The 23,977-nt window shown below is 47.9% G+C and carries 23 protein-coding genes and 1 tRNA gene; 17 read left to right on the forward strand and 7 right to left on the reverse strand.

The features are described 5' to 3' along the window. Positions 1-764 (forward strand): sodium:solute symporter family transporter (locus L990_RS02400; protein WP_047445164.1); only part of this gene is annotated, 764 nt, incomplete at its 5' end. Positions 765-1,068: 304 nt separating this feature from the next. On the opposite strand, the gene L990_RS02405 is transcribed toward L990_RS02400, so the two are convergent. Next, positions 1,069-1,153 (reverse strand) — tRNA-Ser (locus L990_RS02405). A 207-nt stretch (positions 1,154-1,360) separates the two neighbouring features. Between L990_RS02405 and L990_RS02410 the strand changes: the two genes are divergently transcribed. From L990_RS02410 to L990_RS02425, 4 genes are all read left to right on the forward strand, one after another. Further along, complete coding sequence (locus L990_RS02410) at positions 1,361-1,633, forward strand: HU family DNA-binding protein (protein ID WP_047445166.1); 273 nt, start codon at positions 1,361-1,363, stop codon at positions 1,631-1,633. Between the two features lie 78 nt (positions 1,634-1,711). Beyond that, the gene (locus L990_RS02415) at positions 1,712-2,413 is read left to right on the forward strand and encodes a TrmH family RNA methyltransferase (RefSeq protein ID WP_047445168.1); all 702 of its coding nucleotides are present in this window, start codon (positions 1,712-1,714) and stop codon (positions 2,411-2,413) included. 17 nt (positions 2,414-2,430) lie between these two features. Continuing rightward, positions 2,431-3,267, forward strand: a complete 837-nt coding sequence (locus tag L990_RS02420) for a hypothetical protein (RefSeq protein WP_047445170.1) — start codon at positions 2,431-2,433, stop codon at positions 3,265-3,267. A 10-nt stretch (positions 3,268-3,277) separates the two neighbouring features. Beyond that, on the forward strand, positions 3,278-5,233 hold the full coding sequence (locus L990_RS02425; RefSeq protein ID WP_047445172.1) for a dipeptidyl-peptidase 3 family protein: 1,956 nt from the start codon (positions 3,278-3,280) through the stop codon (positions 5,231-5,233). An 84-nt stretch (positions 5,234-5,317) separates the two neighbouring features. Here the strand turns inward: L990_RS02425 and sucD are convergent, their stop codons facing one another. Together sucD and L990_RS02435 are read right to left on the reverse strand one after the other, a co-directional pair. Beyond that, complete coding sequence (sucD, locus tag L990_RS02430) at positions 5,318-6,184, reverse strand: succinate--CoA ligase subunit alpha (protein ID WP_047445174.1); 867 nt, start codon at positions 6,182-6,184, stop codon at positions 5,318-5,320. 183 nt (positions 6,185-6,367) lie between these two features. After that, positions 6,368-7,612: a hypothetical protein gene (locus L990_RS02435; RefSeq protein WP_156121286.1), complete on the reverse strand. Its 1,245-nt coding sequence runs from the start codon at positions 7,610-7,612 to the stop codon at positions 6,368-6,370. 280 nt (positions 7,613-7,892) lie between these two features. Here L990_RS02435 and L990_RS19815 point away from each other — a divergent pair, with 280 nt between their 5' ends. Further along, positions 7,893-8,603, forward strand: a complete 711-nt coding sequence (locus tag L990_RS19815; protein WP_047445180.1) for a hypothetical protein — start codon at positions 7,893-7,895, stop codon at positions 8,601-8,603. A gap of 488 nt (positions 8,604-9,091) precedes the next feature. Here the strand turns inward: L990_RS19815 and L990_RS02450 are convergent, their stop codons facing one another. After that, positions 9,092-9,304, reverse strand: coding sequence for a hypothetical protein (locus L990_RS02450; RefSeq protein WP_156121287.1), 213 nt, complete (start codon positions 9,302-9,304; stop codon positions 9,092-9,094). 419 nt (positions 9,305-9,723) lie between these two features. On the opposite strand from L990_RS02450, the gene L990_RS02455 reads away from it, so the two are divergent. Next, the gene (locus tag L990_RS02455; RefSeq protein WP_047445184.1) at positions 9,724-9,948 is read left to right on the forward strand and encodes a hypothetical protein; all 225 of its coding nucleotides are present in this window, start codon (positions 9,724-9,726) and stop codon (positions 9,946-9,948) included. A 258-nt stretch (positions 9,949-10,206) separates the two neighbouring features. Next, positions 10,207-10,914 (forward strand): SIMPL domain-containing protein, encoded by a 708-nt coding sequence (locus L990_RS02460; protein ID WP_047445186.1) that lies wholly within the window; start codon positions 10,207-10,209, stop codon positions 10,912-10,914. A 65-nt stretch (positions 10,915-10,979) separates the two neighbouring features. On the opposite strand, the gene L990_RS02465 is transcribed toward L990_RS02460, so the two are convergent. Both L990_RS02465 and L990_RS02470 read right to left on the reverse strand, forming a co-directional pair. Then, positions 10,980-11,663, reverse strand: a complete 684-nt coding sequence (locus L990_RS02465) for a superoxide dismutase (protein ID WP_081981574.1) — start codon at positions 11,661-11,663, stop codon at positions 10,980-10,982. A gap of 100 nt (positions 11,664-11,763) precedes the next feature. Beyond that, positions 11,764-13,035 carry a type IX secretion system plug protein domain-containing protein gene (locus tag L990_RS02470; protein ID WP_047445188.1) on the reverse strand — a complete coding sequence of 424 codons (1,272 nt, stop codon included), beginning with the start codon at positions 13,033-13,035 and terminating at the stop codon, positions 11,764-11,766. Positions 13,036-13,271: 236 nt separating this feature from the next. Between L990_RS02470 and L990_RS02475 the strand changes: the two genes are divergently transcribed. The 7 genes from L990_RS02475 to L990_RS02505 are packed head-to-tail and all read left to right on the forward strand — an operon-like array spanning position 13,272 to position 20,182. Further along, the gene (locus L990_RS02475) at positions 13,272-14,624 is read left to right on the forward strand and encodes a Na(+)-translocating NADH-quinone reductase subunit A (protein WP_047445191.1); all 1,353 of its coding nucleotides are present in this window, start codon (positions 13,272-13,274) and stop codon (positions 14,622-14,624) included. A gap of 27 nt (positions 14,625-14,651) precedes the next feature. Then, complete coding sequence (locus tag L990_RS02480; protein ID WP_047445193.1) at positions 14,652-15,821, forward strand: NADH:ubiquinone reductase (Na(+)-transporting) subunit B; 1,170 nt, start codon at positions 14,652-14,654, stop codon at positions 15,819-15,821. 15 nt (positions 15,822-15,836) lie between these two features. Then, entirely contained in the window at positions 15,837-16,562 is a 726-nt protein-coding gene (gene nqrC / locus L990_RS02485; protein WP_047445195.1) for an NADH:ubiquinone reductase (Na(+)-transporting) subunit C, read from the forward strand. Between the two features lie 3 nt (positions 16,563-16,565). After that, a complete protein-coding gene (locus L990_RS02490) occupies positions 16,566-17,216 on the forward strand; it encodes an NADH:ubiquinone reductase (Na(+)-transporting) subunit D (protein ID WP_047445197.1) in 651 nt (216 codons plus the stop codon). Positions 17,217-17,225: 9 nt separating this feature from the next. After that, entirely contained in the window at positions 17,226-17,843 is a 618-nt protein-coding gene (gene nqrE / locus L990_RS02495) for an NADH:ubiquinone reductase (Na(+)-transporting) subunit E (protein ID WP_047445199.1), read from the forward strand. 16 nt (positions 17,844-17,859) lie between these two features. Next, entirely contained in the window at positions 17,860-19,116 is a 1,257-nt protein-coding gene (gene nqrF / locus L990_RS02500) for an NADH:ubiquinone reductase (Na(+)-transporting) subunit F (RefSeq protein ID WP_047445229.1), read from the forward strand. A gap of 55 nt (positions 19,117-19,171) precedes the next feature. Next, complete coding sequence (locus L990_RS02505) at positions 19,172-20,182, forward strand: FAD:protein FMN transferase (RefSeq protein ID WP_047445201.1); 1,011 nt, start codon at positions 19,172-19,174, stop codon at positions 20,180-20,182. 91 nt (positions 20,183-20,273) lie between these two features. Here the strand turns inward: L990_RS02505 and L990_RS02510 are convergent, their stop codons facing one another. Beyond that, on the reverse strand, positions 20,274-20,513 hold the full coding sequence (locus L990_RS02510) for a hypothetical protein (protein WP_047445203.1): 240 nt from the start codon (positions 20,511-20,513) through the stop codon (positions 20,274-20,276). 210 nt (positions 20,514-20,723) lie between these two features. Here L990_RS02510 and L990_RS02515 point away from each other — a divergent pair, with 210 nt between their 5' ends. Beyond that, positions 20,724-23,162: a thiamine pyrophosphate-dependent enzyme gene (locus L990_RS02515; protein WP_047445206.1), complete on the forward strand. Its 2,439-nt coding sequence runs from the start codon at positions 20,724-20,726 to the stop codon at positions 23,160-23,162. 249 nt (positions 23,163-23,411) lie between these two features. Next, positions 23,412-23,966, forward strand: coding sequence for an HDIG domain-containing metalloprotein (locus L990_RS02520; protein WP_047445208.1), 555 nt, complete (start codon positions 23,412-23,414; stop codon positions 23,964-23,966). Positions 23,967-23,977 lie beyond the last annotated feature (11 nt).

Raw genomic sequence — 23,977 nt, forward strand, 5'->3', positions numbered from 1 at the left:
GGGCGCTGGCGGCCAAGAGCGTGGCCGAGGCGCAAAAGGGGCTGGTATTCGCCGGCTTCCTGAAGCTGCTGCTGCCACTTATTGTGGTAATTCCGGGCATCGTTGCCTTTGCGCTGAACGCCGACATCGCCAAATCGGACGAGGCGTACCCCTGGCTGCTCTACCATATTGTTCCTACCGGGATTAAGGGCTTAGCCTTTGCGGCGCTGGTTGCCGCCATTGTGGGTGCCGTGGCCGGCATGCTCAACAGCATCTCCACCATCTTTACCATGGACATCTACCAGTCGTACGTGAATAGGCAGGCCTCGCAGGCCAAGCTGGTACGGGTGGGCCGCATCTCGGCGGCGGTAGCGCTGCTGGTGGCCTTCCCAATAGCCATCATGCTGCAAAACCTCGACCAGGCCTTCCAGTTTATCCAGGAGTTTACCGGCTTTGTAAGCCCCGGAGCGCTGGCGATCTTCCTGCTGGGCTTCTTCTGGAAGAGGGCCACGGCCAACGGAGCGCTGCTGGCGGCCATCGGAACCTTCGTCTTCTCGCTGCTGATGAAGTGGCTGCTCCCCGAGCTTCCATTTATGGATCGCATGGGGTTGGTATTCATCCTCTGCGTGCTGGTGATGGTTGCTAGCGCGATGGTGGAGCGTACCAAGGAAACCGGTAAGGCTATTGAGCTCTCGCCGGAGCTCTTTAACACCACTCGAGGCTTTAAGGTAGCCGCCGCTATCATTGTGGTTGTGCTAATTGCCATATATACCATTTGGTGGTAGCAGACCGAATAGTAAGGTAAAAGAAAAGGGCAACCCTCCATTATGGGGTTGCCCTTTTTATTCTCCCATTTCCTCGTATTTTATGTACATATAGGGCAATTCTCTTACCCAAAGGGGGTAGAGTGATTAGTAAGAAGGGCCTTTATGGATTCAGTCTTAGCTACGTTATGAAGGTGTCAGAAGGGGTGTCTTTCTCCTTGATAAACTTGATAAATTGTTCTTTTTATAAAAAAAACAAAGCCCTACAAGTTGTGAACTTGTAGGGCTTGTTAGATTTTTTTGATTGATCTCTCAAATCTTTGAGCGGAGAGGGAGGGATTCGAACCCCCGGAGGTTTGACCCTCAACGGTTTTCAAGACCGCCGCAATCGACCACTCTGCCACCTCTCCGGGCACAAAAGTACTGCCATTTTTATTTCCTGCAATATGAGTTGTCTATTGTTTTTCAAAAAAAAAGTGCTATAAGATGTGTTTTTGTATTTTGTTTTCGTATTTTAGCACTTGAAAGTGTATGTTAACACTTGTCCTGCGGGCATAATTGGCGTTCTATCGATTTTTCAGATTTGCAATTATAAGTTTTAACCAAAAAATGAGACTATGAAAAAATCAGAACTAGTGGATGCAATGGCTCAAAAGGCTAATTTATCTAAGGCCGACGTAAAGAAAGCTTTGGACGCATTTGTAAGCGTAGCTACAGGTGCACTAAAAGGGGGCGATTGTATTGGTATTGTTGGTTTTGGAACGTTTGATGTAATGGAAAGGGGAGAGCGTAACGTGCGTAACCCTCGTAGTGGTCAGGTTATGAAATGTGCTGCGAAGAAGTACGTAAAGTTTAAACCTGGTGTTGGCTTAAAGAATACGATTAATTAATTTTGAGATTAGGGTGCTTGGGCACCCTTTTTTGTTGCATCCCTTTATAGCTATCTTTGGAAGGTAAATTGATTTCTGATGGATTATAGCATTACCGTTCAAAGATATTTAGTCGACCACCTTTGCACCTTCCTTCTCGAAGAGCGATCGGAGCTCATAAAGAGGGTGCTCTCTAACCGCACAAGGCACATTACCGTTTGTTTGGAGGATATATACCAGTCGCAGAACGCCTCGGCGGTGCTTCGTAGCGCCGAAGCTTTCGGGTTGCAGGATATTCATATTGTGGAGGGGAATAACAGCTTCCTAATCAACAGGGATGTGGTTAGAGGTTCCGATAAGTGGCTAACGCTTCAGCGTTATAGCGATTCTAGCAACCCCACGCAGGATGCCATTGATAGCCTCAGGGCTCAGGGGTACCGGATTGTTGCAACCTCGCCTCATGTCAATGGGGTGGCTCTCGACGATTTCGACGTGGAGAAGGGCAAGTGCGCCATCTTTTTTGGCAACGAGCATAACGGAATATCCCAAACGTTGCTTTCGCAGGCCGACGAGTTCCTGTATATCCCCATGCTAGGTTTCACCGAAAGCTTCAACATCTCGGTGGCCGCTGCTATGACCATTCATACGCTCCGGCATAAGCTCGATGGGTCTAATGTGGCTTGGCAGCTGCCCGAAGAGGAGCATTACGATTTGCTCCTAAAATGGCTCATGAAAGCTGTAAAGCGGTCCGACCTAATAATCGAACGCTTTCTTGAAGAGAACCCGAACTTGAGTAAGTAGCACTTATAAATTGTAGTATGATCAAGAGGAAAATGCTTTTGCTAATGGCCATGCTGGTTACAGGTACGGCATTCGGTCAAGATTCGTTGCTGGTTAACCAGTTTAAGTCTTTATTTTCCGAAAAAAGTGATCGGCTAAAAGATTCCATTGCCGATGCGCTGACTCCAAAATTTGTGGAGCTGCTTAAAGCTAAGGTTCCCGCCAACTTTAATTTTAAGGATATCGCCAACCTCGGGGTGATCGAATCTCCCGATGGTGCCTTTCGAATTTACTGCTACAACATCATCTACCGCGATGGCTCGTGCAGGCACTTTGGCTACATCCAGCGCGAAAAGGATGGCAAGCTCGAGGTGACGCCATTGGCTGATAGGCGAGATGAGGTAAAGAACCCTAATTTTGATAGGCTAACACCCGATACGTGGTATGGCGCGCTTTACTATCAGATTGTACCTTTTAAAAGCGACGGAACAACCTACTACATGCTGCTTGGAAACTCCTACAACAACCTCTTTACAACCCGTAAGGTGGCCGATGTGCTCCAGTTCCGAACTAGCGGCATCCGTTTTGGCGCACCGCTCTTTTTCGACGGGCGCCGTAAGGCCTGCCGTGTAATCTTCGAATATTCGGCACGCGTAAGCATGACCTTGAAATATTTCCCCGATATTAAGTATATTGTATTCGATCACTTGGTAAACACCGAGGGCAATGGTACCGACCTGCAGTTCTTCGGCCCCGACGGTTCCCAAGATGGATTTAAGCTCGAAGACGGCGTTTGGGTGCTTAAGCAAACCATCGACTTCCGGATGCCTAAAGAGCAAAAGAAAAGGAAAGACTTTAAGGTTAGCAACTACTAAAATTTGTACAATGAAAAATTTTGAATGGAAGGTCGATCAGTTTGCCGATCTACGCGTTTTAAGATATCAGGTTCCCGGTTTCGACGAGCTCTCCCTAAAGCAAAAGAAGCTTATCTACTTCCTTTCTCAGGCTGCTGTGGCTGGGCGCGACATCTTTTTCGACCAGAACTACCGGCACAACTTGGCCATTCGCTTTGTCCTAGAGGCAATCTACGAGGAGTATGCCGGCGATCGAAGCACCAGCGACTTTGGAAAGTTTGTCAGCTACCTAAAGCGCGTGTGGTTTGCTAACGGAGTGCACCATCACTACTCCAACGAGAAGTTCGTTCCCGAATTTTCTCGCCACTACTTCACGCATCTCTTAGAGAACACCCCCATAAAAGCCTTTATGCCGCATTTTGCTGCGGTAAAAGATATTCTCGATAGGCTAGAGGAGCCCATCTTTAATCCCGACCTTAACCGATACCGGGTTTGCTCCAATCCCGAAGAGGATATGGTCCTAGGCTCCTGCACCACATTCTACGAGGGGGTTACGCAAAAGGAGGCCGAGGAGTTTTACGGAAAGATGTTCGCCGCCGACAACGAAACGCCGCTATCCTATGGGCTCAACTCCACGCTAACCAAGAAGGATGGCGTGCTGGTCGAAGAGGTATGGAAGATGGATGGAAAGTACGGCGAGGCAATTAACGAAATTGTCTACTGGCTCCGAAAGTCGCTCGATGTTGCCGAAAACGACCAGCAGCGTAGCTCCATCGAGTTCCTAATCTCCTACTATACCACCGGAAACCTTGAGTATTTCGACGAGTACAGCATCGAGTGGGTAAAGGATCTCGCTTCTAAGGTCGACTTTATAAACGGCTTTATCGAAAACTACAACGACCCGCTCGGCTATAAGGCCACCTGGGAGTCGCACGTAAACTTCCGTAACGACCAAGCTACCGAGCGCACCATCATCATAAGCAGCAACGCGCAGTGGTTCGAGGATAGCTCCCCTGTCGATGCCCAGTTTAAGAAGAAGCAGGTGAAGGGCGTTAGCGCAAAGGTAATAAACGCCGCCTTCTTGGCTGGCGACTGCTTCCCGGCCACCCCAATAGGGATAAACCTACCCAACGCCGATTGGATTCGCAAAGCTCATGGCTCAAAGTCGGTCACTATCGATAACATCGCCTACGCCTACGATCAGGCGGCTCACGGAACGGGCTTCCTCGAGGAGTTTGCCGCTTCCGATTACGAAATCGAGCTCGAACGTACGCATGGCTTCCTTGCCGATTCGCTCCACACCGATATGCACGAATGCCTTGGCCACGGCAGCGGACAGCTGGCCCCAGGGGTTAATGGCGACGAGCTTAAAAGCTACGGCTCTACTATCGAGGAGGCTCGCGCCGACCTCTACGCTCTTTACTACATGATGGACCCCAAGATGGTTCAGCTCGGCCTTATCCCTTCTCTCGATGTGGCCAAAGCTCTTTACATCGACTATATCCGTAATGGGCTGCTAACGCAGATGGTTCGCATCGAGCTGGGCAAAAATGTCGAGGAGGCCCACATGCGCAACCGCAAGCTAATTGCCTCGTGGTGCTTCGAAAAGGGTAGGGGCAACGCCGTTATCGAGTACGTTGTTCGCAACGGCAAAACCTACGTGGTGGTAAACCACTTTGACAAGCTCCGCGAGCTATTTGGCGAGCTGCTTCGCGAAATTCAGCGCGTAAAGTCAACTGGCGACTACGACGCTGCCCGTTCTTTGGTCGAAACCTACGCCGTTAAGCTCGACTTCGACCTGCATAAGGAGGTTTTGGAGCGCTACAAAAAGCTCGGATTGGCTCCTTATAGCGGTTTTATTAATCCTGTTTACATCCCTGTTTACAGCGATCAGGATATTGTCGATGTTAAGGTATCCTACTCCGAAGGCTACCTCGAGCAGATGCTTCGCTACTCCAAGGAGCATTCATTCCCATCGTTAATCTAGTCAGATTACCTTGCATAAAAACGAAACCGGATATCTCATCACGAGGAATCCGGTTTCTAGACAATGTAGTTTATGAATAAACCTTTATAATACTTTTTTTACGGTAGCTCCTATGTCTGCTGGCGATTCTACCACATGCACGCCGCATTCTCTAAGTATCTTCATTTTTGCAGCCGCTGTATCTTCAGCTCCACCAACAATGGCCCCTGCATGGCCCATCCTACGCCCTTTAGGTGCTGTTTGTCCTGCAATAAAGCCTACAACGGGTTTGGTTCCATGCTCCTTAATCCAGTAGGCGGCATCGGCCTCCATGGTTCCTCCAATTTCACCAATCATCACTATGGCGTCGGTGTCCGGATCCTCCATAAACAGCTTAACGGCATCTAGCGTCGAGGTGCCAATAATCGGATCTCCCCCAATGCCTATGCACGACGACTGCCCAAGCCCCTCGTTGGTTAGCTGGTAAACGGCCTCGTAGGTTAGCGTTCCCGACTTTGAGATGATTCCCACGCGCCCCTTCTTATGGATAAACCCCGGCATAATGCCCACCTTACACTCATCTGGGGTAATAACGCCCGGACAGTTGGGCCCTACAAGGCGGGTAGGCTTATCTTTTAGGATCGCCTTTACCGTTATCATATCTTCTACAGGGATACCTTCGGTGATGCAAACCACCAGCTTTATGCCCGCGTTGGCAGCCTCCAGTATGGCATCTGCCGCAAAGGCTGCTGGTACAAAAATTACCGATACGTCAGCTCCGGTTGCCGTTACAGCCTCCTCCATGGTATTAAATACCGGACGATCGAGGTAGGTTGTCCCTCCCTTTCCAGGGGTAACGCCGCCAACTACGTTGGTCCCGTACTCTATCATCTGTGTTGCGTGGAATGTCCCCTCACTTCCAGTTATACCTTGTACAACAACTCTCGATTGCTTATTTACTAGTACGCTCATAGGGTTTCTTTTTTCTTCTTAAACCTAAGAAACGTTAAAAGGTTGAGTCGTGTGGAACTTTTTTTAGGTAAAAGCACGAAATTTTTTTGCCAGCACCCAAAAGGGGTGGCAAAACCGAATGGTCAACGGGTAGGATGGGGGATAGGTGGCGGCCTCACCCTTCAGGATGGCCGCTCAGGTGGGCTATAGGTTCCAGTACTGGTCGTCCTGCTCCTTTTTCTCGATGCGCTCCATGTAGTACTCCACAAAGTCCAGCAGGTAGCTCTTGGCCCCAGGCGTACGCAGGGCCGATATCACGCCGTTAAGGTCGTTGTTATACTGCTTCAGGTCTTTCTTATCGCGTAGTATGCGGCTGGTGGCTATATTTTGGGGCATGTTGGCGTAGGGCGATACCTGCGCAAAGCGGGGTGCGTGCACCAGCTCCAGCTTCTGCGCCTCCAGCTCCGACACCTGCTGCCTCAGCACCGCCAGGTACACCTTCAGCTTATCGTCGGTTTGCCTATCTAGGTTTTCGGTGGTCTTATGAACCCACTCCAGCTCCAGCTTCAGCAGCGTCTGCAGGTCCTGCTCCTCGTAGGCCGCGGTAACGCGCTTCATCAGCTCCTCCTTCTCGGCCTTTAGGGTGGCGTCATTCTCGCCATCCGGATGCAGCACCTTGGCCAGCGCAATGTACACGCTGCGGATGCCCTTACGTCTAAGCTCCTCCTCGGCCTTAGCCGCCGCCTCCTTGGCCTTCTGCTTCTGGCTTTGGGCGGCGCTCTGCTTCCAGAAATCCTTCCGTTCCTGCTCCTGCTGCTGCCTGATGCGCTGCCTAAACTGCGCAAACCCTTCGGTCGAGTCCTCGATGTCCTCCACGTCAATATCCATGTCGTAGCGGTCTCGCATCATATCCGCAAACATCTCCTTGGCCCGGTACAGCTGCTCATTCTGCTCCTCGCGGTACGACTGACGCGCCCAGCGGTTATAAAAATCCTCCATCTCGCCATCGGGCTCTAGCACGGCAAACGCCTCGCTGCACAGCTCCACAATGGTGCGCGTAATATCCTCCTGCACCCTCCGCTGAAAGCCAATCCGCTCCGACGCCCTTGCCAGCGCCTTGGCCACCGCGTAGCGCGTCTCGGCAATGCGCACGTGCATCGGCGCCACCTCGCGCGCATACAGCTCGCCCAGCCGCTCCAGCTTATCCTGCTCGCTGGCCAGCTCCTCCTTCAACGACTCTATGCGGAGGGTTAGCCCGTTAAACATTTGCTGGTTGCGCGATAGCTTCTTGCCCGTTTGCGGCGTATGCTTTAGCTCCTTAGACATGGCGATTCTTATTTTGCCCGCAAAGCTACGCTTTTTGGTGGATATTGAAAGGCGCCCACCCACGCCTCCGCCGCTCCCCATTTCCCTCCTCCAGCCACCTCTAACCCCCAAATCGCCGCCCACCCCCAATTTTTATACCATCCAACGGCCCACCGCGTTAACTTTATTTTTATATTTAACCAGAGTTCGATGGAGGTGCCTCGTGGCCTACGCGCGGCCTCTCATCCTCCCGATGGTCGGAGAATCATCAGCCTTGGCGCCGCCTTTTACCCTGCGGTTTGCGGTTGCCAAACGCCGTTTCCCGCCCACGCCGGGGCCTGCGATGCCCGCTTTTCGCTCGCGCTCCTCGCCCGAACTCCCGTTACTTTGGCATCGTAACTTTTACTAACGTCAATTACAGCGTATGAATGGTAGAATTTATGGATATGGCGATGTGCTGATGCTCCTAAGCTGCATCTACATTGCCGACCGCTGCCTCGAGCACGAGCAGCAGCTCGTCGCCCACCGGCCCTCCTGGAAGGCGCCCTACTTTGCCGATCTCCGCGCCCGCATCTTCACGTCGTTCGACGAGAACATCGGCTCCGACTCCCTCGCCAAGCTCAAGGAGGCCACCTCCAAGGTCAACGCCACCCTCACCCTGGCCCGCCGCGCCCTGATGCAGCTCAAGCAGGAGATCGAGGTCGACTTCCGAAAGGACCCCACCCGCCGCGACTACCTGCTCAACCTCCTCGGATTCGACAACCTCAAGGCCAAAAACCCCACCCAGGTCGCCTACACCCAGGCGCTGCTCGCCATCCAGCGCAACCTAACCCCCGACATTCAGCTCGAGCTCATCGCCGCAGGCACCAACCCCGCCGCCATCGAGCACCTCGGCCAGTACGCCCAGCAGCTGCTCGACGCCAACGCCCTCCAGGAGTCCCTCAAGGTCGGCCGCAAAACCACCAGCCACGCCAACGTCAGCGCCCTAAACGCCATCTACGACGAGGTCATCTCCATCTGCAAGCTCGCCTCCACCTACCTGGTCGGCAACAAGGAGCTGCAGGAGAGCTTCATCTTCCTCACCGCGCTAAGGGCCAACGGCTACACCCACCGCTCCAAAAGGAAGCCCGAGTAGCTCCCCGCCCCAGCGCCCGCGCTTCCCTGCTCGCTCACCAGCCCAGCCATCGCCGCCATCTTCTTTTTTTGGTGGTGGATGCTCCCTCTTGCATCCCTCGCCACCCTTCTCAGACATATCTCCACGTTTCGCCTACCGCTCATAAGTTCACCCACCGTACTCGTCTTCTTTTTTTGGTGGTGGATGCTCCCTCTTGCAGCCCTCGCCACCCTTCTCATCCGCCTCACCACGCTCTACCTACCGCTCATAAGTTCACCCACCGCCACCGTTTTCCTTTTTTAGTGGTGGATGCTCCCTCTTGCATTCCTAACCATTCTTCTCAGCCGCCTCACCACGCTTTCCCTACCGCTCATAAGTTCACCCACCGCCACCATCTTCTTTTTTTGGTGGTGGATGCTCCTTCTTGCGTTCCTCACCACCCTTCTCATCCGCCTCACCACGCTCTACCTACCGCTCATAAGTTCACCCACCGTACTCATCTTCTTTTTTCAGTGGTGGATGCTCCCTCTTGCATCCCTCAGCGTTTTTCTCAGCCGCCTCGCTCTGTTTTGCCTACCGCTTCCCAGCCCAACCGCACCTCCCGATAGCACCGCTGTATCACCCGATGCCCCAGCCGTACCTCCCGATAGCACTGCCGTATTGCCCGATGTCCCAACCACACCTCCCGATAGCCTTTCCTTACCGCCCGATGCCCCAGCCACACCTCCCGGTAGTTTTTCCCTACCGCCCGTCACCCTCTAGCCACCAACCAAACCCTCCCTCGCACCTCTGGTTACCTTTTCAGCTCTTCCTGACAACCATTTAGCTCTTCCTGAATTACTTTCAGCAGCTACCAGCTATTTGCTAGCTATCATTGACAGCTATTCAGCACTTCCTGACCTATCTTTAGCATAGCTTGATTCTAATTCATGGCTATGGATGTTAACCCAGCAACGCTTGTTGCTTTACCAGCTATTCTTGCTAGCATTCTAGCCCTTCTTGATGCTCTTTCAGCCCTTCTTGATGCTTTCTTAGCAGCTACTGCTGCGCTCCAGCTACCATCAATGCCCCCTCAGCCTACATCGAAACCTTCACAGCAATAAAGGGAGCGCTACTTTTGCTTCCCGAAACCTTCACAGCAATGAAGGGAGTTCTACTCTGGCTTCCCGAATGCCTCTCCGCGATGAAGGGAGTTCTACTTGGGCTCCAAGAATGCTCCACCACGATGAAGGGAGTGCTACTTGGACTCCCCGAATGCTTCACCACGATGAAGGGAGCGCTACTTTTGCCGCAGGGTGCATCACTCGGGGGCAAGGGTAGCTTCTTCGCGCGCTTCGACGGCTTTGCCGGGTTGCTCGATGCGTAGCTCGGGCTGGCCGAATGCCTTTTTGGCTCTTTCGGTAGCTGCCGCTCCATCATCGCAAAATAATTGCTACTTTTCAACAGCCTTTGGCTACCCCTCGTTTGGCCGTTGCGGCCTGCCTTTGCGTTAGCTTGGGCGGTAGCGAGCCTCCGAGTGGCCGCGGCAGCTTGCCACCCACCTACGTACAGGTAGCCAGCGGCGTACATCGTCCCCATGGGGACTTAGCATCGAACGCATACAAACATTTAATAAGCAGCAGATATGAAAAATCTACTTTTAGTTCTGTCCATCCTCATCTCCGCCTCGGCCTTTGGTCAGGTTGGCGAAAAGAACTTCATCGACCAAAACTACATCGAGGTTACCGCAAAGGCCGAAATGGAGGTTGCTCCAGATCAGATCTTCCTAAAAATTCAGGTCGATGAGAAGAACTTCAAGGGCAAAAAGCTCGCCGATATCGAAGCCTCAATGCTTGCCAAGCTCAAGGATTTGGGGATTGATACCAAAAAGGATTTGTCGGTAAAGGATTTGGTGAGCAACTTCAGAAGCTACTGGATACTAAAGTCCGACATACAGCTTGCCAAGGAGTACCAGCTGCTGGTTCGCGATGCCAAGCTCGCCGGTAAGGTTTTTGCCGAGCTGCAAACCATCGGCATCTCGGGCATCTCCATCGAGCGGGTCGATAACAGCAAGCTCTTAGACTATAAGAAGGAGGTGAAGGTTAACGCCATTAAAGCGGCGCAGGATAAGGCAAAGGCGCTCACCGCGGCCATTGGCCAAACCGTTGGCAAGGCAATCTACATTCAGGAGATGGACAACGGCTACTACAACCCCATGGAGGGACGAGCTGCAGGCCTTCAGGTTCGGGGCGTCAACTCCTTAAGCTCGGCTTACGAGGCCTCTGAGCCCGATATCGAGTTCGAAAAGATTAAGCTGGAGTACTCCATTCTGGTTCGCTTCGAGCTGAAGTAGGAGAGGGCTATCATTCATAAAAAAAGAGGGATCTCAAGGTCCCTCTTTTTTTATTTCTTGCCTGCCTATTCGCCTGTTGCGCTAAGGTAGTTCTGGTAAACTTGCTTCCAGTCCACTACATTCCATAGCCTTTTCAGGTAATCGGCACGCTTGTTTTGGTACTTAAGGTAGTAGGCGTGCTCCCACACGTCGATATTGAATATCGGATGCCCTTCGGTAAACGAAACATCCATAAAAGGGGCATCCTGATTGGCGGTTGATACAACCGTCAGCTTGCCGTTGGGCTGTACCAGCAGCCAAGCCCAGCCCGACCCAAAGCGGCTGCTGGCTGCCTTTTCCATTTCCGCCTTAAATAGATCCACGCTTCCAAACTGCGCGGTTAGTATCTTTTGTAGCTCGTTGGGCATTACGCTATTCGAGGCTGGCGTTAGCACATCAAAAAAGAGGTTGTGGTTGTAAACGCCACCTCCGTTGTTGCGTACGGCCATTTGTATCGATTGGGGCAGCGAGTTGATGTTTTTAAGAAGCATGATTAGGGGCATGTTCTTTAAGTCGGCATGCCCTTCCAATGCTTTATTCAGATTTTTTACGTAGGTGGCGTGGTGCGCGGAGTAGTGAATTCGCATGGTGGTAGAGTCGACGAATGGCTCCAAATCGCCGTAGCTATACTTCAGCTTTATTTGTTCGTGCTGTGCGTTGGCAAAAAATCCGCCAAAAATAATAGGAAGTAGTAGTAGAAATTGTTTCATACTGTCAGGTTTTAAGATGTTATAGCGCAATCGGTAGTTCGACGGCATGCTGATCTATCAACCTGAAAAGAGGGTAAATGTTTAAAGGCTTCTTTACAACCTATTTCTTTAGCTTTTTATCTTTTTCGAGGGTAATCGAAGCCACAAGACGGGTGTAGGTGTCCCTGATGCTCTTGTAGTATACGCCAACTTGGTAGGTGTTTTCCGTTTCGCTAAAGTTGCCTTCGGGAGATAGCTCGCCTTGCTCTACGCCCTTTGCATCTCGTACCACATAGCGGTAGCTGTAGTAGCCTTGCTTTAGGGTAAGAGGGGTTTCGTAGCAGCCCGTTTGGCTGTTGTAAATCATTTTCCCCACGTTCGATGTTCCCCAACCTGTTAGCTCGCCTTCAAGGAATACGTCGTACTGATTGCCTAAAAAGTTCGATTTTAGGGAGAATAGAACGCTGTAGTAGTCAGATTCGGTATCCGGATTGGTGGCATTTAAGCCCGCTATTACCATCTTTCCATTATAGTCGATGGCCGAGGAGTAGGGGGTGGAGGCTCGGTCTAAGTCGGGTTGCAGTAGTATAAAATATTCGCCTTGCACCTGGCGCACCGACGACGCGTTGGTCGATAGGTAGTGCACGTCTCGAATATCAAGTGTCCTAAATTCATTTCCTGCTGGATATATATTTCGGTCGGCTCTGCTGTAGTTTATCGTACTAACACCATAGGTAGTAGGGGTTGGCTGCCGGTTGGCGGCGTACTGCTCGTAGTTTTGCGATACGCGGATCTTGAAATCGCCATTGGGGTTTGCCGAGCTGATAAGCGGATATTTTAGCAGCAGGTTTAGCTGTTGCGAGGTTTCGTAGTTCCGATCATTCGGTATGATGATGCTGCCAGCAAGGTTGGCCAAATTCTCAACAATATGAAAGCCGACTTTGAGCAACGGCTCCTGGTTGTCTGGGTTATAAACTACGATCATATAGTTTCCCGACACCTTAGGACTTACATCGTTGTTCGGAAACTGTAGCTTATAGTGTACGTATCTAATCGATGTATTGCTCGAGAAGCCCGTGTTGTATAGGTATTGCTCCTGAAAGCCGGTAAGAAAATCTGCAGCAAAAAGCCCTTCATCTGCCCAGTCTTGGTCGCAATGTATAACCTTGTACATTAGGTTACGAGGTGCTTTGCTATTCAAGTCGTCAAAAGCAATGGTTATCTGGTCGCCAGAGTTAAGGTAGATGGAAGGGTAGGTGAGTATATCGTTGTTGGTGTAGGCTTGCACCGTCTTAATTTCGGGGTCAATAACCTCCACTCTGTTTTGAGCGTGTAATGTGGTATGAAATAGGAAACAAAAAAAGAGGATCGATGTTACTATCAGAAATCTCATAATAAACGAGCTTTATTGCATTAGCGCTGAGCAATGTTATTATTTAAATGCTTTAAAAACAAAAAATAGTTGAAAAAAACTCGAATAAACCGATGGAAAAGGAGAAAAAATGGGTTAACAGGTCATAAATTTATAAACAAATTGCTTCCTTTGTGTTTGCCTTTTCACAAGGGTTGCAGCCTGTTTATGTGAAAGGGCTTACTACTAGACAATAAATTATAATCAAATACACAAGCATGTCAAAAGTTTATAAGATAACTAAAGGTCTTGATATCCGTTTGGTTGGAAAGGCTGAAACAGTTGTCACAAAGGCTCCTTTAGCAGAGGCTTATGCCCTTAAGCCTGCTGATTTTCAGGGATTGACTCCCAAGTTGCTTGTAAAGGTAGGGGATAAGGTAAAGGCGGGTACTCCGTTGTTTTTCGACAAGTACAACCCCAAGGTTGTGTTTGCATCACCTGTAAGTGGGGAGATTGCAGCAATCAACCGTGGGGAGCGTAGGCTACTGCTAGATGTAGTTGTAAAGCCGAGCGAAGAGCAGGAGTATGTTGTTGCTGATACCTCCAATATCCTAGCGCAGAACCGCGAGCAGATAGTGGAGCTACTACTAGCTGCAGGTTGCTGGCCTTTCATAAAGCAACGTCCTTATGGCATTATTGCTAACCCTAGCGTATCGCCAAAGGCTATTTTCATCTCTTGTTTCGACTCTTCGCCTCTAGCTCCCGATTTCGACACGTTGGTACGTGGCGAGGAAGAGGGCTTTTACAAGGGGATTGAGGTGCTCAAGAAGCTGACAGATGGGAAAGTTCACCTAGGGCTTAATGCAAGCTACACTTCGCCTATCTTTGAAAAGGTAGATGGCGTGGAGGTAAACCTATTTCAGGGGCCTCACCCTGCAGGAAATGTTGGTACACAAATCAACCTAGTATCGCCAATTAATAAGGGTGAGGTGGTTTGGACAGTTGATCCTCAGCATGTGGTTGCGATAGGTCGCTTTGCGTTAACCGGCAAGTACGATGTTCAAAAAACTATTGCAGCGGTTGGCTCTGAGGTAAAAAAGCCTCACTACTATAAGATTATTCAAGGTGCTTCTATAAAAAATCTTTTAGAAGGAGGCGTTTCTACCGGTAAGCATTTACGTTACGTAAGCGGAAGTGTGCTTTCTGGTACTCGCATTTCTTCGGAAGGCTTTATTGGGTACTATGACAATATGCTAGCGGTTATTCCCGAGGGCGACCATTTCGAAATGTTCGGTTGGGCTCTGCCCGGGTTGAATAAGTTTAGCTTTTCTCGTTCGTTCTTCTCTTGGTTAATGCCAAATAAGGACTTTGTGATGGACACGAACTATCATGGTGGCGAACGTGCCTTTGTGATGAGCGATGTGTATACCAAAGTTTTCCCATTCGATATCTACCCCGTACACCTATTGAAGGCAATTCTTGCCGAGGATATCGATGCAATGGAGAAGCTCGGAATCTACGAAGTTGTAGAGGAAGACTTTGCCCTTTGCGAGTTTGTTGATCCCTCGAAAATCGAAATTCAGGCAATTGTACGCAAAGGCTTGAATTTGATGATTAAGGAGATGAACTAATCCATTAACCCTTAATTCTTTTTTAAGATGTCATTAAGAAGTTTTATTGATAAAATAAAGCCCAACTTCGAAAAAGGCGGAAAGTTTGAGAAGCTGCGTTCAACGTTTGATGCATTTGAGACTTTCCTCTTTGTTCCGAATAAGGTAACCACTCATGGGAGCCAAATTAGGGATGCGGTGGATTTGAAGCGTATCATGTCTGTGGTGATTTTTGCGCTTATACCGGCTCTCCTTTTTGGAATGTGGAATGTTGGCTACCAGCATGCCCGTGCTATTGGTGAGGCTGAAACTTGGTCGTTTCTAGAGCTATTTGGCTTTGGATTTATCAAGGTAATGCCAATTGTGATTGTATCGTATGGTGTTGGTTTGGGGGTTGAGTTTATTGCCGCCCAGATACGAGGTCACGAGGTAAATGAAGGTTTCCTGGTGTCGGGTATGCTAATTCCGCTCATCATGCCAGTTGATGCTCCGCTTTGGATGGTTGGGGTATCAACCGCATTTGCTGTGATTTTTGGTAAAGAGGTCTTTGGCGGTACTGGAATGAATATTTTTAACCCAGCACTACTGGCGCGCGCTTTTATGTTCTTCGCGTACCCTTCTAAGATTTCTGGCGATTTTGTATGGATTGCAGGGCTTACAGAGGGTAAATCTGCAGGTATTATCGACGGTTTTTCTGGGGCAACTCCACTTGCTGTTGCAAAGGCAAACATGGTAGATAAGCTGCCTAGCTTCTACGATATGTTTATGGGGTACATCCCAGGCTCTATCGGAGAAACATCAACGTTGGCAATTCTCATAGGAGCTGCTATTTTAATTTTTACCGGTGTTGGTAGCTGGAAAATTATTGTTAGCGTTTTTGCTGGAGGTGCTGCCATGGGGCTTATTGCCAATGCACTTGAACTAAACGCTTACATGAGCCTTCCTTTTTACTACCATTTTGTGATGGGGGGATTTGCATTTGGTGCCGTATTTATGGCCACTGATCCTGTAACCGGAACACAAACCGAGCGAGGTAAATGGATTTACGGTTTCCTTATAGGCTTTATGGCGGTGTTAATTCGCGTATTTAACCCTGCATACCCAGAAGGAATGATGCTAGCAATCCTGCTCCTTAATACATTTGCTCCGCTTATTGACTACTTTGTCGTAGAAGGAAACATTAAGCGCAGGTTGAAACGCGCCAAGGTTAAAGCATAACAAATAAGAAAAGCCATGAACAAAGAGAAAAATACGTACATTTTTACCTACTCTGCCATAATGGTTATCCTTGTTGCCATTGCCCTAACCTTAGCAAATATTTTACTAACACCTGCGCAGCAGGCTAATGTGGCAATCGAGCAGCAGTGGCAAATACTGAAGTCGGTAGGTGTAGCACTTGATGCCGACCAGCAGAAAAATAAAAATAAGTACATCGTTGATTCCTACCATAAGTATATAGTAGACGCTTACGCTGTAAATAGTAAGGGCGAAAAACTTGATGGTGTTGATGCCTTTAAGGTTGACCTTAAGGCGGAACAAAAAAAGCCAGAGGCAGAACGAGAGCTCCCAATCTTTATCTTTAAAGGAGATAAGGGAGAAACGAAGGCGATTGTTCCTATTCGAGGTAATGGTCTTTGGGGACCTGTCTGGGGGTATGTTGCTCTCGAATCAGATTTCAACACGATAAGTGGGGCGGTATTCGATCACGAAGGTGAAACGCCAGGCCTTGGTGCTGAAATCAACACGGCTCAATTCCAAGCAATGTTTGCCGGGAAGAAAATCTTCGAAGGAGAGCAGTTTACCTCTGTACGCCTGATAAAGGGAGGTGCAGATAAGAACGATGCTCACGGAGTAGATGCTATTTCAGGGGGAACGCTTACCAGCAACGGTTTGGATGCCGCTCTAAGTAACAGCTTGAGCCCATATCAAGCATTCTTCAAATCTCAAATGAAAAAATAAGCCATGAGCCAAAAAGAATCATTGTTTTCAGCAAAAAACATGAAGCTGCTCACGGGGCCGCTTGATAGAGATAATCCGGTTACCATCCAAATTCTGGGTATTTGTTCGGCATTGGCCGTAACGGCCCAGCTTAAGCCTGCCATTGTAATGGCGCTTTCGGTAACTGTCGTAACAGCCTTCTCCAACCTAATCATATCTCTGATGCGTAACGGTATTCCTAACCGTATTCGTATCATCGTTCAGCTGGTTGTGGTTGCCGCACTAGTAATTTTGGTCGATCAGGTTCTTCGTGCCTACGTTTACGATGTAAGTAAGAAGCTTTCTGTTTTTGTCGGGCTGATCATTACCAACTGTATTATCATGGGGCGTTTGGAAGCTTTTGCCCTAGGTAACAAACCTTGGCCTTCGTTTCTCGATGGTTTAGGGAATGGCTTAGGTTACGGTTTGATACTGGTTGTAATCGCCTTCTTCCGAGAGCTATTTGGTTCGGGAACCCTCTACGGCTTTCGTATAATTCCGGAGTCGCTATATATAGCGAATGGAGGTTTCTACGCCAATAACGGTTTTATGATTCTTCCACCTGCGGCGTTGATTATTGCTGGGTGTATTATATGGTTCCAAAAGAGCCGCAATAAGGATTTACAAGAGAAATAAGATTGAGGTATGGAAAATTTACTTAGTATATTCGTCAAGTCGATCTTTATCGACAACATGATTTTCGCCTTCTTCTTGGGGATGTGCTCCTACCTTGCGGTTTCTAAGACTGTAAAGACGGCGATAGGATTAGGTGTTGCGGTGATCTTTGTAATGATGATTACTGTGCCTGTTGATTTTCTTTTAAATAAGTATGTGCTTGTACCAGGTGCTCTTTCGTGGCTTGGCGCTGATTTTAACAGCGTAGACCTGAGCTACCTGTCGTTTATAATCTTCATTGCAGTTATTGCAGCAATCGTTCAGATAGTGGAGATGGCGGTAGAAAAGTTTTCTCCTGCTCTATATGCCAACTTAGGTATATTTCTTCCGCTGATTGCTGTAAACTGCGCCATCCTTGGAGGTTCGCTATTTATGCAAAAGCGCGAATACAGCACGTTGGGTGAAGCAACCTCTTTTGCGGCTGGTTCTGGTATTGGCTGGTTTCTGGCCATTGTAGCACTTGCAGCTATTCGTGAGAAGATGAAGTACTCTAATGTTCCTGCACCGCTTAAGGGTATCGGTATAACCTTTATCGTAACCGGCTTGATGGGTATTGCATTTATGAGCTTCTTGGGTATTAAGTTATAATTTTAAAAACAGAATGATGATTTTGCTATTTAGTCAAACATCGCTTATCATAACGGCTGTCATCGTTTTCCTATCGTTGATTTTGCTTTTAGTTTGGTTAATACTTTTCTTAAAGCAAAAGCTTACCCCTGGAGGTGCGGTGAAAATTGACATCAACGGTGAAAAGGAGCTAGACGTGGAGTCTGGTTCAACCCTACTTTCTACACTTGGAAGTAACGGCATTTTTCTTCCATCAGCCTGTGGTGGTGGTGGATCCTGCGGTATGTGTAAGTGCCAGATTCTAGAGGGAGGGGGCGAAATATTGCCTACCGAAACCGGTTTCTTTTCTCGTAAGCAGCAGCAGGAAAAGTGGCGTCTAGCCTGCCAGGTGAAGGTGAAGGAGGACATGAAGGTTGAAGTTCCGGAAGAAGTTCTTGGTATTAAAAAGTGGGAGTGCGAGGTGGTGTCTAACCATAACGTAGCCACCTTTATCAAGGAGTTTGTGGTGAAATTGCCAGAAGGAGAAAATCTTAAATTTAAATCTGGAGGATATATTCAGATTGATGTTCCCAAGTTTGATGTAGACTTTTCTGATTTCAACATCGAGAAGGAGTATCACGAAGATTGGGACAACCTTAAGATGTGGGATTTGAAGACAAAGAACACGGAGGAAACCTATCGTGCCTACTCAATGGCTAACCATCCTGCCGAAGGTAATATCGTGATGCTTAACATCCGTATTGCAACTCCGCCATGGGATCGTGCCAAAGGGACATTTATGAACGTCAATCCCGGTATTTGCTCTTCGTATATTTTTTCGCGTAAACCTGGCGATAAGGTTACCGTTTCTGGACCTTACGGAGAGTTTTTCTTGAAGCAAACCAAGAACGAAAAGATGTTTATTGGAGGTGGTGCCGGTATGGCTCCTATGCGATCGCACATTTTCCACCTATTCCATACTGAAAAGCATCAGGAGAAGGCTACCTTCTGGTACGGAGCTCGCTCGCTTCGTGAAGTCTTTTACGAAGATGAGTTTCATGCAATTGAGAAGGAGTTCCCTAACTTCAAGTTCAACCTTGCGTTGTCGGAACCTAAACCAGAAGATAACTGGACGGGTTACACAGGGTTTATCCATCAGGTGATTTTTGAAAATTACTTGAAAACCCACGATGCGCCAGAGGATATCGAATACTACCTATGCGGTCCACCTATGATGAATGCCGCTGTAGAAAAGATGCTATTTGATCTTGGGGTGCCAAAAGAAAATATCATGTTTGATGACTTTGGAGGTTAATTCTTTATATTTAAGGCTCTCAAAAATGGGAGCCTTACTTTTTTGATATCCATTTATGATGAAAAAATTATTAGTTGTTTTAGCGGCTTGTGCTGTTCTATTTTCCTCGTGTAATAGCCGCGAAAAAGAGTATGTTAAGATAAGCGGATTTGCACAGGGGACAACCTATTCAATGTCTTATCGTGATGCGCAGAAGCGCAATCTGCAGCCTCAGGTAGATTCTATCCTTAAAAATTTTGATCAGTCGCTTTCAATATATTGCAAGACGAGTATCATTACACGTATAAATAATAATGATACAACGGTACGTACTGATGCCTACTTTGATGAGTGTTACAAACTCTCGGAGGAGGTGTATCAGGCTACCAATGGAGCTTTTGATATCACTGTTGGTCCGCTTGTGCAGGCATGGGGGTTTGGGCTTAAAAAGCGTGATAAAATAACCAAAGAACGCATTGATAGCATCCTTCCTTTAGTAGGTATGGGTAAGGTTAAACTAGTGGACGGAAAGCTTATTAAAAGTAATCCCAGCATGTTTGTTGATGTCAATGCCATTGCTCAGGGCTATTCTGTTGATGTAATTGCTCGCTATTTCGAAAGTAAAGGAATAAATGAGTACTTGGTTGAAATAGGCGGAGAAACTCTATGTAAAGGACTAAACTCTAAAGGTAAGGCTTGGGTAATAGGCATTGATAAACCCTTCGATAACAACGTAACTCCTGGTCAAGACCTGCAGGCAAAGGTGGCTTTGCCTAGTGGTAAAGCATTGGCCACATCTGGTAGCTACCGCAAGTTTTTTGAAGAGAATGGAGTAAAGTATTCGCATGAATTGGATCCTAAAACGGGCTACCCTGCACATAACACGCTATTAAGTATTTCGGTTGTTGCAAACAACTGTGCGTTGGCTGATGGATATGCAACCGCTTTTATGGTTATGGGGGTAGATAAGGCTAAAGAGTTTCTTGCTAAACGTTCGGATATGGATGCGTTTATGGTGTACTCCGGTCCAAAAGGTGAATTTTTGACCTATGCCACTTCTGGTTTTGATAAAATGCTTATAAAGTAGATTTTATTAACGATAGTAACGAATAAAAGCCAGGTTGAAGCCTGGCTTTTATTGTATAGGTTGTATTTTGGCGTTGCTCAAATAGTGTTGATTAATGGGTGCCGCATGAGGAGCAGCAGCTCGAGCAGTTCCCAAAATCGGTTCCAGTATGCTCGCAATGTGCCTCCCATTCCTCTTGCTTGGCGCACTTTATACCCATTTTTTTCATGTGAGGGTTGGTTTCAACTTCTGTATCAGGGAATCGTCCCTTTATCCAGATTCGGATACCCAGCCCGATGAAGGCAATGGCAATAATTGCTATGACAACAAGTAATGTTTTAAGAAGTATCATCTCTCTTTTTTTTACAAAGTTAGGGTTCTAATTCAATTTATCTTTCAAAATCCACTAAACATCCTTAAACGTTTTTGGTTTATAGAATGCAGCATTTTTATGGAGATTGGTGACAAATTGAAATCTAATGCTGAATAATCTTAATAATTTTAAATACTTGGCGCTCTTTTTTGTGCCAGTTATTACCAACCAGTAAATATTAATTCAGAGATGAGTACTGTTGGAGACATTAAAAGTATAAACGGTAAAGCAGATAACTTTGATCCTAGCGAGGTGCTTAAGGACTACTATATTGGGTGGTTGAGCCGTAATATGTCGCTTATTGGACGTAAGGAGGTGCTTACTGGAAAAGCTAAGTTTGGCATTTTTGGAGATGGAAAGGAACTTCCGCAAATTGCTATGGCGAAGTATTTTCAGCCAGGCGATTGGCGCTCGGGCTACTATCGTGATCAGACATTTATGTTGGCTACGGAGATGAGCCCAGCCGAAGAGTTTTTTCACCAGCTGTATGGGAATACCGATTTGGCCGATAACCCTAGCAACGGAGGTCGATCTTTCAACAATCACTTTGCTACACGTAGCCACAATGAAGATGGCTCTTGGAAAAATTTAGCCAATCAAAAGAATACAGCATCTGACTTATCTCCAACGGCAGGGCAGATGCCTCGTTTGATTGGGTTAGCGTATGCCTCTAAGCTCTACCGTCATCTTCCACACGATAAATCGTTCGAAAATTTTAGCAATGGGGGTAATGAGGTAGCCTTTGGGACTATTGGGGATGCCAGCACATCCGAAGGCCATTTCTTTGAAATAATGAATGCGGTTGCTGTAATGCAGGTTCCGCTGGCAATGGCTGTATGGGACGATGGCTATGGCATTAGCGTAAGCCGAGATTTACAAACCGTAAAATCTAGCATCTCGGAGGCTCTGAAAGGTTTTGAGAAAAAGGAGGGTGACACCACTGGTATTCTTATCTATAAAGCTAGAGGTTGGAACTATCCAGAGTTGCTAGCCACCTTTAAAGAGGGGATTGCTAAGTGCAGAGCCGAGCAGGTTCCTGTCCTTTTTCACATTGTCGAGCTAACGCAACCTCAGGGTCACTCCACCTCTGGATCGCATGAGCGCTACAAATCGAAGGAGCGCTTGGAATGGGAGCTACAGTACGATTGTTTGTCTCAGTTTAAAATGTGGATTCTGGAAAGCGGGTTGGCTACAGCCTCAGAGCTTGAATCGTTGGAAAACAAGGCTGCTGAAGATGCCAAAAAAGCAAAAAATGTAGCGTGGACAAAGTTTTTGGCCCCGATAAGAAAAGATAGGGACGCACTTCTTGCTATCGTAGAGTCGAGAAATTGTGTTTGCAAGCGTAATAAGTTCGATAAGGTTAAGACTATAGCGGAAGATTTAAGGCGTATTGATGCGCCTATTCGTAAGGATGTGCTTAGCGCTGCCAAGCGTCTTGTTCGTCACGTTTGCGACGATTGCGAAAATTTGGTGGGTTTAAAGGATGATGTCCGTAGTTGGATTGAGAGGGCTAAAGCCGATGCTTTTGATAGGTATAGCACCCATCTTTATAGCGAGTCGGATAGGGCTGCCATTAAGGTGGAGGAGGTGAAACCTCTATTTTCCGAAAGTTCGAAAATGGTTAATGGTAGGGAGATCATTAGAGATAACTACGAGCATATTTTCGACAAGTACCCTAATGTGGTGGTTTTTGGAGAGGATGTGGGTAAAATTGGCGGCGTAAACCAAACCTACGAAGGGTTACAGGAGAAGTTTGGAGAGCTGCGCGTGTCGGATACCGGAATTCGCGAAACATCTATTATAGGGCAAGGCCTTGGCCTGGCGCTTCGTGGTTTTAGGCCAATTGCCGAGATACAGTACTTCGATTACATCCTTTATGGTCTTCAAACGCTTTCTGATGACGTGGCAACGCTGCACTGGCGCACACGAGGCGGACAGAAGGCACCAATGATTATTACCACCCGAGGACACCGATTGGAAGGCATATGGCATTCTGGCTCGCCATTGAGTATGGTCATAAACTCAATTAGGGGGATATACGTATGCGTTCCTCGTAATATGACGCAGGCGGCTGGTATGTACAATACGCTGCTTAAAGGAGATGATCCTGCGTTGGTGGTTGAGCCTCTTAATGGCTACCGCTTAAAGGAGCTTCGTCCGGATAATATTGGAGAGTACACGGTACCGTTGGGGATTCCCGAAATTTTAAATGAAGGTACCGATATTACCTTAGTTACCTATGGTTCGTGCGTTCGTATTGCTCAGGATGCAGTTAAGCAGCTTGCCGAGTTCGGAATCTCCGTTGAGCTAATAGATGTTCAAACGCTTCTTCCGTTCGATAGAACGAACACAATTCTTGAGTCGGTAAAGAAAACGAACCGAGTGGTATTCTTCGACGAAGATGTACCCGGCGGTGCGACAGCCTTTATGATGCAGCGAGTAATTGAGGAACGTGGCGGATTTTACCATTTGGAGGATGAGCCAAAGACGATTACCGCTCGCGAGCATCGACCTGCATTTGCTTCGGATGGCGACTACTTTTCGAACCCAAATGCCGAAGATGTTTTCGATACGCTTTACGAAATGATGCATAGGAGCAATCCTACAAAATATCCACGTTTGTTCTAGTTGTATACCATAGTATTTAGTATTTTGTGTGGCAGGAATTTCGTCGTTCCTGCCACTTTTTTTGTGCTTACGCAATCTTTATACTTAAAAAATTGGGATCAGGAATCGGATGGTTGCATAAATACAATAAGTTTGAAGCCTGCTAGCATTATGCTTTTGAATTCTTTTTTGATGAAAAGGAGAGCTGATAGTGGCTTGCAGCATCTGTTGGCGGAACAACGTAGTATATCATAGTTTAAAGATGTAGCAATGAATAGGGAAGAGGCTTGGCTATTGCTGAATAGCCGAATAAAGAATCCACGAATGGTGGCGCATAGCCTATCGTCGGAGGCGGTAATGCGTAAGCTGGCGGTGCATTTTGGCGAAGATGAGGAGCTGTGGGGCTTGGCTGGTTTGTTGCACGACCTCGATGTGGAGGAGACGGAAGGGAATCATGAGCTGCATGGCAACATTGCTGCTGACTACCTGAGGGAGCAGGGATTACCTCAAGCTGCCGTTGATGCTATTCGCAGGCACAACGAGCTGGCAACTTCAGAGCCGCGTACAACGCTTCTCGATCATGCGCTGGCGGCTGGCGAAACGATAACTGGAATGATTACGGCTACGGCAATGGTTTATCCTGATAAACGGGTAGCATCTGTTCAGCCCAAGTCGGTGGTTAAACGGATGAAGGAGGTTAAGTTTGCCGCGTCGGTAAAGCGCGAAAATATAATGGAGTGCGAAATGGTTGGCATTCCGCTACCGCAGTTTGCCGAGATGGCCATTGCAGCCATGAGCGAAATTGCTGAAGAAATAGGGCTGTAGTACGACAAAAA

This window comes from Alistipes sp. ZOR0009, assembly GCF_000798815.1.
Classification (GTDB): domain Bacteria; phylum Bacteroidota; class Bacteroidia; order Bacteroidales; family ZOR0009; genus Acetobacteroides.